We start from the raw sequence: 13011 nt of genomic DNA on the forward strand, positions 1-13011 counted from the left end.
CTTAAAGCTTTTCTTTTATGGCTGTGTCGTATTTCTCTGACGCAGTACTTCAAATAAACAAATACCTGTTGCTACAGATACGTTTAAGCTTGAAACAGTGCCCGCCATTGGGATTTTAACTAACACATCACAATGTTCGCGCGTTAAGCGGCGCATACCTTCACCTTCTGCGCCCATAACAATCGCCATAGGGCCAGTTAGATTGGCATCAAATACATGAACATCGGTTTCGCCAGCAGTACCAACAACCCAAACACCGGCATCTTTAATTTCACGTAAAGTACGCGCAAGGTTAGTCACTTGGATCAGGGGTACTGTCTCAGCTGCACCACAGGCAACTTTACGCGCTGTGCCATTTAGTTTTGCTGATTTATCTTTTGGCACAATAATGGCGTGAACACCGGCAGCGTCTGCACTACGTAAGCAAGCACCTAAATTATGCGGATCTGTTATGCCATCGAGAACCAGTAAAAATGGCGTTTCTTCACGCGCAATGATTGCATCTAAATCTTTTTCATTGAAAGTAGGAGCTGCGATAACATTAGCAATAATGCCTTGATGCTGTTCACCCTTTGATTTGTTATCAAGCGCTTTACGCTGCATAAACTGCACTGATATACCAAATTTACGCGCTTCTTCAATAATTGGAGATAAGCGTTTATCATCACGTCCTTTTAGGGCATAAATTTCAATAAAACGCTCAGGCTCACTTGCGAAAATTGCTTCAACAGAGTGAAAGCCAAAAATTAATTCATTACTCACGTATCACTTGCTCCTGAACTCTTACTTTTACGGGCATTTTTGCCGGGTCTTTTCGGCTTTTTCACGGCCTTTCTCTTTGGTTTTTTTGCAGTCGTTGAAGTGCCAGCATCCGCTGATTTTCCTGCAGGCTTCTTTTTACCTCTACTGGCACTGTTTTTTTTTGGCTTTGGTTTTCCCTGTTCAGAACGACCGCTAAGTTCACCAGGCTCTTTCGCGTCAGCTTTTTTACCTGGTATTTTGCCACGTTTTAGCTGCGAACGAACACTTGCCGGCTGATGCCCTTTTGCATCACCACGACGACGGGCGTATCTGTCTTGTGCAACATCGCCACTGAGCGTTAAATTGATGCGACGCTCATCTAAGCTTACCGATGCCACCTGAACAGTGACTTTATCGCCTAAACGATAAACTTTACGAGAATGCTCACCAATCAAGCAATGTTTAGCGCCATCATATTGAAAATACTCATCGCCTAAATTAGTGACATGGATAAGGCCATCAATTTGTAAATCAGCTAAGCGAATAAACAAACCAAAGTTAGTAACCGATGAGATCACTCCTTCAAATTCGTCGCCCACATGATCTTGCATGTATTCACATTTCAGCCAATCAGCTACTTCACGGGTTGCATCATCTGCACGACGCTCCGTATTTGAACACTGCTCGCCCAATTGCGCGACTTCTTCGTCACTATAAACATACGCACCCGACGTAACCATACCTTGGGCTTTCAAAATGCCTTTAATCGCACGATGTACGACTAAATCTGGGTAACGACGAATTGGCGAGGTGAAATGTGCATATTCACCTAATGACAAACCAAAGTGACCGATGTTTTCAGCTTGATATACTGCCTGCTTCATCGAACGCAGTAGCATAGTTTGGATAAGTTCAGCATCAGGGCGGTCGCCAAGCTTGGCTAACACATGGGTAATTTCTTTTGGTGTTGGCTCATCACTGAGTGTTGATTCAATACCCAACTCTGATAAAAACTGTCTAAAGTTAGCCAGTTTTTCTCCATCTGGTTCAGCATGAACACGATAAAGCGCGCTGGCTTCGTGTTTTTCAAGCATTTTAGCCGCAGACACATTGGCTAAAATCATACATTCTTCAATCAGCTTGTGGGCGTCATTACGCAGCACCGGCACTATTGATTCAATCTTACGCTGAGCGTTAAATACAAAGCGTGTTTCAAGGGTTTCAAACTCAATCGCTCCGCGCTCTTGGCGGGCGGCTTTTAATGCCATATACATTTGCTGTAAATCAGTTAAATGTGGCACGACCGGTGCGTATTCAGTACGTAACTTCTCATCACCTTGTAGGATAGCGTTTACTTTAGTGTAGGTTAAGCGAGCATGCGAATTCATCACCGCTTCGTAAAAACGATAGCCTGATAATTTACCTTCAGCCGATACCAGCATTTCTGCGACCATACATAAACGGTCAACTTTTGGATTTAATGAACACAAGCCATTGGACAATACTTTTGGCAGCATAGGAATAACTTGCTCAGGGAAATACACTGAGTTACCACGTTCGATTGCCTCGGCATTAAGTGGGGTATTCATTGCGACATAATGGGATACATCAGCAATCGCAACCCATAACCGCCAACCACCCGATTCAACAGGCTCACAATACACCGCATCATCAAAATCGCGAGCATCTTCACCATCAATCGTAACCAATGGTAAATCACGTAAATCAACTCGATTTTGCTTGTCACCTTCTTCGACAAACTCACCTAAGTGTTCAACCTGCTTTTCAACCGCTTCTGGCCATACATGCGGGATATCGTGATTACGCAGTGCCACTTCAATTTCCATACCAGGGGCTAAATGCTCACCCAGTACATCAATGATTTTCCCTACCGCATTCATATTACGGTTAGGGTTTTGGGTAATTTGCACTTGCACCATTTGGTTGTGACGTGCGCCGTTTTCACTGCCCGGCAAAATAATAATATCTTGGGTGATACGTGGATCTTCCGCCACCACCACTGCTATGCCATGCTCAACAAAATAGCGACCAACAATCGGTGCTCGCTCGCCAGCCAGCACTTTAATAATACGCGCATCGCACTTGCCGCCGGAGCCTCGTTTGGTGCCTTTAGCCAGTACTATGTCGCCATGCAGCACCGAACTCATTTGATGCTTGGCAATAAACCAGTCTTTACTTTCGCCTTCGACTTCTAAAAAGCCAAACCCGTCACGGTGACCGATTACTTTGCCTTTAACAAGCCCAGCTTCATCAATTAAGGCGTAGCATTTAAATTTATTAAAGAACAGTTGACCATCACGCTCCATGGCACGTAAACGACGCTTAAAAGCAATTTGACGCTCATCATCGTTTACCGCTAACTCCTCACATAATTGATGAAAATTAGCAGGCTTGGCACGGTCTTTTATATGAGTAAGTATAAACTCACGACTTGGGACAGGGTTTTCGTACTTTTCTTGTTCTCGACTGAGATTAGGATCTTGGTTTGACATTCACTATCTTGTTAATTGGTTATGATGTTATTTTAACCCATAACCGATCAATGAGACAGGCAAAAGCTATGAAACTTTTAAGAAAGCGCTTTTACTTGCTTTAAACAGCTTATTACGGCGTTATAACCAACCTTTTTGTTTGGCTATACGCGCTGCATCTACTCGGTTTATGGCATTTAATTTAGCAATAGCGTCTGATAAGTAATTACGTACCGTGCCCTCGCTTAAGTATAACCTTGCGGCAATATCGGCTGTTTTCAACCCTTCACTTGCGAGTTGTAATGCTTTTCGTTCTTTATCTGTCAGCGGATCAGTTTCATCTAATGCGTTAATAGCAAGCTCAGGATCAATAACCTTTTGCCCGTGCATTACTTTTTTAAGCGCGCTAATTAATTCATCGCTCGGGGCTTCTTTTAAAATAAAGCCCTTAACGCCAGCACTTAAAGAACGCCTAATATAACCCGCTCGCGAAAAGGTGGTCATAATAACTATTTTTATAGCAGGGTATTTTGATGCAATTTGCTCACTGAGTTCGATGCCGTTCATGCTAGGCATTTCGATATCGGTTAAAATAATATCAGGAAGAGAGTTACTGTCTAGCATGTTTATGTCTGTTAATGCATCTTGCCCGTTACTTGCTTGACCAATTACCTCAATATTAAAATCTAGACTTAATAATGCTGCGATTGCGTCGCGCACAAGCCCCTGATCTTCTACTAAATACACCTTGATCATTAGAAACCCTTCGCTGTTAAAGGCAGCATTACATTTAAACTAAAGTTATCCTCACAGGTAAATGTAGCCTTACCACCTAGCTGCTCTGCTCGTTCTTTAATGCCATTTAAGCCATTTCCAGGTTTTATTGAGCTGCCTGGTGCATGATCAATCACATTGATTATTAATTGCTGCTGATTTTGCGTTATGCTAATTATACATTTCTTGGTGCTGCTATGGCGTAGTAAGTTAGTAACAACCTCCTTAATTATAAGACTTGCTATGCCTTCTACTTTCGCAGGTAACGCATTTAACTTCACGTTAAAATCGGCCTCAAAACCTTGCTCGATTAGCCTTTGTTTTAATTGTGAAATTTGACTCGCAAGATTGAGCTGTTTTAAATCACTGACAGCACTTCTCACATCACTCAATAGCTGCCTTGCAAGCTCTGCAACTTGGGCAATTTCAGTATTTGCTTGTGTGTAACGTTCACCTTGATTTAATTTATTAGCAAGCTCTGCTTTTAAAGCAATAGATGAAAGAGAATGGCCTAGAATATCATGTAAATCGCGAGCAATACGCTCGCGCTCAGCAATAGCTGCTAATTGCTCTAATTGTTTTGCACTTTCTTGCTCACGAATTTTATGAATATGCTCTTTACGCGTAGCGACACCAAAACTAAAAAGTGCAATACTCAATATTAATGAGCCACCTAAAAAATATTGTGGGTTATCAATATCTGTAATATAAGTACTAAACACCACACCAATAAAGACCCCTGTAACTGACATCGCTCGAGATAATTTTGCAAAACTAAAACCGGCAATAAAAGCTGAAAAACCAAATAATGTAGAGCTACCTGTCGTTAAAAAGCTTGCAAAAATACACACTAAGAGCATCGCAATAAATAATTTCGTTACTTCCCCTTGTTTTTTATTTACAGCCTGAATATACAGTGTAATAAATGTTATATAAAAACCTAAAGTAGCACTGATATTAAGTGTACTTAAGTGGGAAAAATTAAAAATGGTAGGCAATAAATAAAAAACCGAAAAAAGTAAATGCCCCCAACTCCAAAAGGATTTTGCTTTAGTCTTTGGGGTTAATTTATTAAGTAGCATACTCATCCTTAATTTAATTGCCTTGCACTTTCAGACCAACAATACCTATAAGAATCAAAATAATACAACCAATTTGAAAAGCAGATAATGGCTCTTTAAACCACACAAAGCTCATAATCGTTATTCCTAAAGTACCAATTCCTACCCATACAGCATAACTAATACCCAAAGGTAAAGACTTTAAAGCAAATGATAAAAATGCAAAACTTACCCACATCGCTAAAAAAGTAATCACACTTGGCCATAATTTAGTGAAACCATTGGATTGCTTCATAGACAACGCCCACACGACCTCAAATATACCTGCTATTAGTAAACTAACCCACGCTGCAATATTCATCAATTTATCACTCCTTAGTTATTAAATTTATGGTGTTTATTACCTTTAATAACTTAACTATCCCTTTTAATGATGAGTGAGTGTAGTGTAAATTGTCATGAATAAAACTGACTTTTGTCATACATAAAGATACACAATACCTAGTCATAACACCTAGACACTAAGCTCTTTGATAACAGGCAAAGTGCTGGTATTAAAAAAATAAAAAGGTTCATAGATGCAGGCTCAACAGCAAAGTTTAGTTTATTTACACATTGCGGTATTACTTTTTGGTGGCACAGCACTATTTGCCAAATTAATAAATCTAAACGCATTAGATATTACCGTGTACCGCGCAGCCATCGCGGGTCTGGCTATTATGATATTGCTGTTATGGCAAAAAAAAGCAATTAAACTCAGCTGTGCTAAAGATTACTTAATTGCTTTGTTGTTAGGAGCTGCTGTAGGTATACATTGGGTCACCTACTTTGCTGGTATGCAAATGGCTGGGATTGCGGTTGGCATGATTGCATTTTTTACCTACCCTGTGATCACCGTATTTATTGAACCATTCTTTAATGGTAGTAAACCCAAAGTAAACGATTTGCTCAGCGCCGGTGTAGTAATAACTGGGATCTATTTGCTGACCCCAAATGCAGATATGGGTAATGATGTCACCTTAGGCGTGGTAACAGGTGTTATTTCAGCATTTTTTTTCGCATTTAGAAATATTGTTCATAAGCGATACTTTAGCCACTACGGTGGGCCACAAACTATGTTTTATCAAACATTAGTGGCTAGCTTGTTATTATGTGCTTTTATTGAAGTACCAGTGATTAATATATCGAACCAAGATCTAGGGTTATTGCTCGTCGCTGGCGTAATTTTTACTGCAACTCCGCACTCTTTATTTGCAGCAAGTTTACAGTATTTATCAGCATCAACAGCGGGACTTATTTCTTGTTTACAGCCTTTATACGGCACATTTTTAGCTTTTTTGCTGTTGCATGAACAACCTTCACTACAGACCCTGCTTGGCGGTGCTTTAGTGATCAGTGCAGCATTTTACGAAACATGGTCAGTTACTCGGAAACACACATTATGATAAAAGTTTTTGCTCATCGCGGCGCCAGTGGCACTTATCCAGAAAATACCCAGAGTGCGATAACCGCAGCAGTCGAAATTGAAGTCGATGGTATTGAAGTCGATGTACAAAGCTGTTTGGATGATTACATGATCATCCATGATACTTGGCTAGATCGCACCACCAGCGGCCGTGGCAAAATAAATAAACTCACCCGAGAGCAAATTCAATGTTTTGATGCTGGCAATGGCGAATTTGTCCCAACCCTACAGCAAACTATTGATTGGACAGCCAATAAAGTGCTCTTAAACCTTGAGTTAAAACACACTTTCTCGTTGGATAAATTTGTTGAGCTGATTGAGTTAAATATCGTTAATAACAAACTATCTCAGGACATGCTGTTAGTCTCTTCATTTGATCATCATCAATTAATGTGGCTTAAACAAAAACTACCTTGGCTAAAAATTGGCGCGTTAACGGGCTCCATTCCTATCAACTATGCTGAATTTGCCCAGCGCTTACAGGCGTTTAGTATTCATGTTGATAAAAACTTTATTAACCATGAGTTTGTCGCGGATGCCAAACAACGCGGCTTACAAGTTTATGCATACACGGTTGATAAACAAGAAGATATTGAGTTAATGCTGAGTTTTGGTGTCGACGGAATTTTTACTAATTACCCATGCAACACGAAAATGATTTTAAACTCACTGTAGTTATCAAAAATGGCTGCCGTTCATCCTATATTCTTGAATTAAAGTGAATTTGAACGATACTGAGTAAAACAATACAACAGCCGAGCGGGCAATTGATGAGTGGGTATATGCGTATTTATAACTTTATAGAACAAAGCTTCTTTTTTACTTTAACCCGAAAGATTGTTGGCAATCTTAGCTTTGTATTTTTTTTCCAAGCTATTACTTTGATTTGGTTATATAAAAGTCTAACTACGCAAGACGCAGACACTAGCCTATTTTGGTTACTCACGGTGATTATTATTGCCGGCTTTGCCTTTACACTCTTTTACATGCGCTTTCTGATCGTGCGCCCAGTTACAGCAATGCGTGATACTTTAATAAAAATTAACCGCCAAGATGCAAACTTAGCAGCTAAACTCCCCCACTTTACCTATGATGAATTTCGTGAGATCAGCCAACAGTACAATACCTTTACTGATCATCTAAGCCAATTACTCGCTACCACTTACCAAAGTTCGCAGGCCAGCGCACAAAGTAATAATCAAGTGACTGAGTCAATGCAACATACGGCGCAGCTAAGCGAACAACAAATTGATTTTAGCCAAACAATAACCGCAGCCAGTAATCAAATAACTGATAGTCTGCAAAGTATCGTTACCAATACCGATGATGTTCATCAAGTAAACGCAGAGCATTTAAACTTTGTTACACACTCTGCACAAGAACTCACAAAACTAGTCACTCAAGTTAAATCGATTAGTCATGTATTGAGCAGTTTTTCAAAAACGATTTCTGGCTTAAAACAAAACAGCGAGAATATTCGTAGCATCCTGAAAATGGTTGAAGAATTTTCAGATCAAACTAATTTGTTGGCGCTCAATGCTGCAATAGAAGCCGCTCGTGCGGGTGAAGCAGGTCGTGGTTTTGCGGTTGTAGCAGATGAAGTAAGAACTTTATCGGTTAAAGTAAGTGATGCAACTCGCCAGATCAGCGATTTCATCAACCAAATGGATTCTTTAGTAAATCAAACAAATAAAGAATCTGAGCAACTTGTCAGTTATTCACATAATGCAGAAACAACCATTAGTAATACATCCCATGGATTTACCGATCGGCTTGTTGAATTTGAACACAATCAACAACAATTACAGCAAATTGTAAGCGCTGTGCACTTACTCGAACAGACACAAAATCAAACCCATCAATCAGTTGAACAAATCGTTGCATTAGGCAGCCAAGCAAAAGCACAAATTGATGTAGCGTTAAGTGATTGTCAATTATCACAACAACTAAGTGAGCAAACTCAGCAGCAGTTAAAGCGTTTTGTCTAAGTACAAGCGTTTTAACTGCGCTGTAAATGTGTTAAATTGCGCCGTTATTTTTTCTTAATGATGTACCCATGTGAGTAGTTCAATATCCGATCACACGCAGTTAGCCCTTGATATAAAACAGTGGGGTAAAGAACTTGGCTTTGCTGAAGTTGGCATCACTGACATTGATTTAAGCAAACACGAAGCACAATTACAGCGCTGGCTTGATTTAGGCTATCACGGCGATATGGAATATATGGCCGCTCATGGAATGAAACGCGCTCGCCCTGCGGAGCTAGTCCCTGGTACTATGCGGGTTATATCAGTAAAAATGAATTACCTGCCCCCCGATGCAAGCTTTGCTAAAACCCTCAAAAATACCGATAAAGCTTATATTAGTCGTTATGCGTTAGGGCGTGATTATCATAAACTGATGCGTAATCGATTAAAGAAATTAGGTCAAAAAATTGAGCTGCAAATCGGTCAATTAGGCTATCGGCCATTTGTTGATTCAGCACCAGTATTAGAACGTCAACTTGCTGAAAAAGCAGGTTTAGGCTGGCGTGGAAAGCACAGCTTGCTAATCAATAAAGAAGCCGGTTCTTGGTTCTTTTTGGGTGAGTTATTTGTTGATATCCCTTTACCAATTGATAAGCCCAATGAGTTTGAGGGATGTGGAAAATGCGTAGCCTGCATTACTTTATGCCCAACCGGCGCAATTGTAGAGCCTTACGTGGTTGATGCACGCAAGTGTATTTCTTATCTTACTATTGAGCTGCAAGGACCAATCCCTGAGCAGTATCGCTCACTATTAGGTAATCGCGTTTACGGCTGTGATGATTGCCAATTAGTTTGCCCATGGAACCGCTACGGGCAAATTACCGATGAAGCCGACTTTCACCCACGAACACAACTAAAAGATAAAGATTTACTTGATTTATTTAGTTGGGATGAAGCTACCTTTTTAAAAAATACCGAAGGCAGTCCGATCCGTCGAATTGGCCATCAGCGCTGGCTACGAAATATTGCTGTAGGTTTAGGTAATGCGCAATTTAGCCAATCGATCGTTGACGCGCTCAGCGCCAGCTATGATCAATCAACCGAGTTGGTAAAAGAGCATATAGAGTGGGCGCTTAAGCAACAATGCTCAAAACAAGATAAATTGCTACGAAAAACCGCCCGTTTGATACGTATCGTAGAAAAGGGCTTACCAAGAGATGCGTAGCTTCACACCCCTTGATTATTTACTGTTACTTTTTCAATAAGATAGATAGGTCTTGCTCAATTTCATGAAAAGCGGCTTTCACTCCCTGCACAGACTCTTCACGGGCAACTGAGTTTTGAATCGCTTGATCTACCTTCTGATAAATAAACACTTCTTGATCTTCGTCTAACCCCATTGATGGAATACGCTGTTCTAACTCTTCTTGTAAACGCTTGAACACCGCTTCATTACTCTTACGGTTTTCATTTAACAGCCCAATTAAGCCATGAAACTTGCTATTCACCATAGTAATTGCATCATTTAGCTTTGTTTGTTGCGACTGTAAAGCTTCACGAGTCATGATTGCTCGTAGCTGTTGCTCTGTGACACTGACAATAAAGCACACATGGTCACGGATCCGGCCATGCTTATCAGGATCGTGATCTGGCATATTTAAAATCAATAAACTAATTAATTCATAGTTAACTAAGATACGGTGAGAAAACTCATGTAAGCGGCCCTTATTTTTGAGCATATCAAACAACTCAATTACAATTGGCGAACACGTAGCATTGAGGGCAAAGTGCTCAGGAGCATCAGCAATAACTCTAAACTCAATATTACTTTGTAAATCAAACGATCTTAAACAATGAACTAGGGCCTCCCCAAGCGCTTTGGTGTTGTTAATCATACCAATCTTCTCAATATAATTAACTATTTGCCCCATTTCACTACTGTTTGCCATAGCATTGAATGCAGTTGATGTGGCCTCTTCAATTTGCTGTTCTAACGATTTTTTTTCAATCAGTACTTGATTAAGAATTTTCAGTTTCGATTTAAGTTCATCCTGTCCAAATGGCTTAACAATATAATCTTCAGCACCTACAGCATACCCTTCCATCCGCTCCTCTACTGTGCCTCTGGCTGATACAAACATGACTATGATATGAGCCGTACGAGGGTTTGCTTTTAGTCTTCTACATACTTCATAACCATTCATTTGTGGCATACTCACGTCAAGTAAAATTACTTGTGGCGCAAACTCTTCCACGATACTGAGGCACTCAGGGCCACTGCTAACCATCTTTAATTCAAAATCAAGATCTAATAATATTTCTTCTATAATTTCTAAATTAAAGGGCTCATCATCAACAGCTAGAATTCTCGTTACAGGCATAATTGTCATCCATTTCATAATTCATATTAATAGTTTAGTCGTAAAAAAAACTCTTACCAGTAAGGCTAAGTAATTTATTATTGCTTAGCTGAAACTTTTTATTTCTAAAGGCAGAGCGATGTGAATCGTCGTGCCTCCTGAGCTATTGTTATGAGCAGAAATAACTCCTTCATGTAATGAGACAAACTCACGGCATAAGGCTAAACCAAGCCCTGTTCCACCAGCACCGCTATTAGTTGTGCTACTCTGCACGAATTTTGAGAACACATACTCAAGTTCATCATCAGGTATCCCTATACCACTATCAATCACTTCAATAATTGCCTGCCCTTGTTGATTAGTTAAAACGACTTCAATACGGCTATGCTGATCACTAAATTTCAACGCATTGCCGAGGATATTACGTAATAATTGATTTATTTGCTCTTCATCACAGTCAATTATAATAGGCGGTTTTGGTGGCAAATACTGTACTTCAATCTCTTTTTCCATAGCGGTACCTGACACATCATCAATACTGGTTTTAATAATATTACTCAGGTTATGCGGGCGCGGATTAAAAGGGAACTTACCAACATCGAGTTTAGATAGGTCGAGTAAATTATTAAGTAATGAGAGCAGCCGCTCGCCACTACACTCTATGCGAGATAAATATTTCTGTAGCTTTTCAACTGAAATATCACCTCTGCCGAGTTTATCTAAACCAAAGCGAGCAAAACTTAATATTGAATGCATAGGAGTACGTAATTCATGGGACATATTAGCAAGAAACTCTGATTTACTGTGATTTGCTGCCTCGGCGACATTTTTAGCATGCTCAAGCTGCGATGTTCGGGCACGTACTTGCTCTTCAAGCATATCTTTTGCCTCGAGCAACAGCTCCTCTTTAAGTTTAAGATGAGTAACATTCTTAAAAATAACCGCGAGTGCAATATTACCATGATGGTCAATCTCATTAAACGAACCAACTAATGGGATAGCCTCTCCCTCTTTCATTGGCAGATATACATCACAACTAAATTGACGATTTTTATTTAACGTCGCTATTTTTTCTTTAATTTGCTCAGCAGACATCGTATCTAATAAAGTAAAAACTGAGCTACCTTTAAGTATTTTTGCAGGTAAATTAAAGAGTTTAGAGCAAGCATCGTTTGCTTCAATCACTTCACCATTGCGCTCAAATAACATAATCGCATCAGGTGTGTGCTTATAAATAACGCGTAACAAGCTATCCTTTTCAATAAGTGCATCAACGGTATCTTGCAGACGTTCAACTAACTCTGTGTTATGCCGTCTTAGCAACTCAGTTTGCCAAAGTTTATGCACAGATTGCAGTATCATATTTTCATTGATCGGTTTAACCAATACGTCTTCCACCCCTTGACGAATTGCTTCAATCATCGACACTTGATTTGGTTTTGAGGTAAATAACAAACAGCGACATTGCGGATATAGTACTTTGAGAGCGGCGAACACTTCTAAACCTGAGCCATCAGGCAGACTAAAATCACTCAATAACAGATCAATTTCATGCCCTTGCGCTTGAGTTACCGCAGAGCTAATACTATGAGCTGTAATCGTTTTAATATGGGCGCCTAACAGGCTATTTGCTATTTTTTCAAGCCGCTGGGGGATATGATCAACCAGCAATACCGTTGGTAATACTAAAACACTATCGGAGCCAAGCTCTAAAACACTCTCCAGCAAGGTGCTGATTTCTTTATTCGCAAAAAATGGATAAATTACAATAGCATTTGGCACCAGCCGATTAAGATCACTAAATGAAGAAAGTTGTTCATTGTTTTCAACTTTAGGGGCGAGAAGCAAAAAGCGATCTTGATTGATCTGCGTTACTAAAGAATTTGCGGTAGCTAATGGAACGCCATGAGCCACAGCCACTAAATCATAACAACTAAACGCAGTGCACTCATGTAGCATTGAAAAATGAATCAACTCAACTTCACAGCCAATCAATTCGAGCAATACTTTTATTCGCATCGCTAAAATGCTACTGCTATCAACTATCAATATTTTCCGCACAGCTTTGACCACGCTTTTCATCAACTTGAGATTGTAAAAGCGTAGCCTAAGTTTTCTGCATTAACATAATCAAAGAGGTTATTTTTTGGG

The 13011-nt window shown here is 39.9% G+C and carries 11 protein-coding genes; 4 read left to right on the plus strand and 7 right to left on the minus strand.

The genetic code is table 11. The annotated features are described in order from the left end of the window. Positions 1 to 15: 15 nt before the first annotated feature. The 5 genes from rlmB to H5182_RS15980 all read right to left on the minus strand — a co-directional run bounded on the left by rlmB (position 16) and on the right by H5182_RS15980 (position 5429). On the minus strand, positions 16 to 762 hold the full coding sequence (gene rlmB / locus H5182_RS15960) for a 23S rRNA (guanosine(2251)-2'-O)-methyltransferase RlmB (RefSeq protein WP_145236971.1): 747 nt from the start codon (positions 760 to 762) through the stop codon (positions 16 to 18). Beyond that, on the minus strand, positions 759 to 3254 hold the full coding sequence (gene rnr / locus H5182_RS15965; RefSeq protein ID WP_182731626.1) for a ribonuclease R: 2496 nt from the start codon (positions 3252 to 3254) through the stop codon (positions 759 to 761). The genes rlmB and rnr overlap by 4 nt, the downstream gene beginning before the upstream one ends. Positions 3255 to 3374: 120 nt before the next feature. Then, entirely contained in the window at positions 3375 to 3989 is a 615-nt protein-coding gene (locus tag H5182_RS15970; protein WP_182760313.1) for a DNA-binding response regulator, read from the minus strand. After that, positions 3989 to 5089: a sensor histidine kinase gene (locus H5182_RS15975; RefSeq protein WP_404936220.1), complete on the minus strand. Its 1101-nt coding sequence runs from the start codon at positions 5087 to 5089 to the stop codon at positions 3989 to 3991. The genes H5182_RS15970 and H5182_RS15975 overlap by 1 nt, the downstream gene beginning before the upstream one ends. Positions 5090 to 5102: 13 nt before the next feature. Continuing rightward, on the minus strand, positions 5103 to 5429 hold the full coding sequence (locus H5182_RS15980; protein ID WP_182731628.1) for a multidrug efflux SMR transporter: 327 nt from the start codon (positions 5427 to 5429) through the stop codon (positions 5103 to 5105). A gap of 217 nt (positions 5430 to 5646) precedes the next feature. On the opposite strand from H5182_RS15980, the gene H5182_RS15985 reads away from it, so the two are divergent. From H5182_RS15985 to queG, 4 genes are all read left to right on the plus strand, one after another. Then, positions 5647 to 6513: a DMT family transporter gene (locus H5182_RS15985; RefSeq protein WP_182731629.1), complete on the plus strand. Its 867-nt coding sequence runs from the start codon at positions 5647 to 5649 to the stop codon at positions 6511 to 6513. Further along, on the plus strand, positions 6510 to 7208 hold the full coding sequence (locus H5182_RS15990) for a glycerophosphodiester phosphodiesterase family protein (RefSeq protein WP_145236954.1): 699 nt from the start codon (positions 6510 to 6512) through the stop codon (positions 7206 to 7208). Before H5182_RS15985 ends, H5182_RS15990 begins: the two co-directional genes overlap by 4 nt. 95 nt (positions 7209 to 7303) lie before the next feature. Then, on the plus strand, positions 7304 to 8521 hold the full coding sequence (locus H5182_RS15995) for a methyl-accepting chemotaxis protein (protein WP_182760315.1): 1218 nt from the start codon (positions 7304 to 7306) through the stop codon (positions 8519 to 8521). Between the two features lie 70 nt (positions 8522 to 8591). Then, positions 8592 to 9725: a tRNA epoxyqueuosine(34) reductase QueG gene (gene queG, locus H5182_RS16000; RefSeq protein ID WP_182760316.1), complete on the plus strand. Its 1134-nt coding sequence runs from the start codon at positions 8592 to 8594 to the stop codon at positions 9723 to 9725. A 25-nt stretch (positions 9726 to 9750) separates the two neighbouring features. Here queG and H5182_RS16005 read toward each other — a convergent pair whose 3' ends face one another. Beyond that, the gene (locus H5182_RS16005; protein WP_182760317.1) at positions 9751 to 10881 is read right to left on the minus strand and encodes a PleD family two-component system response regulator; all 1131 of its coding nucleotides are present in this window, start codon (positions 10879 to 10881) and stop codon (positions 9751 to 9753) included. Between the two features lie 84 nt (positions 10882 to 10965). Further along, positions 10966 to 12942: an ATP-binding protein gene (locus tag H5182_RS16010; RefSeq protein ID WP_182731633.1), complete on the minus strand. Its 1977-nt coding sequence runs from the start codon at positions 12940 to 12942 to the stop codon at positions 10966 to 10968. Positions 12943 to 13011 lie beyond the last annotated feature (69 nt).

The sequence above is a fragment of the Pseudoalteromonas sp. SG44-17 genome, from assembly GCF_014164235.1.
GTDB lineage: Bacteria > Pseudomonadota > Gammaproteobacteria > Enterobacterales > Alteromonadaceae > Pseudoalteromonas > Pseudoalteromonas rhizosphaerae.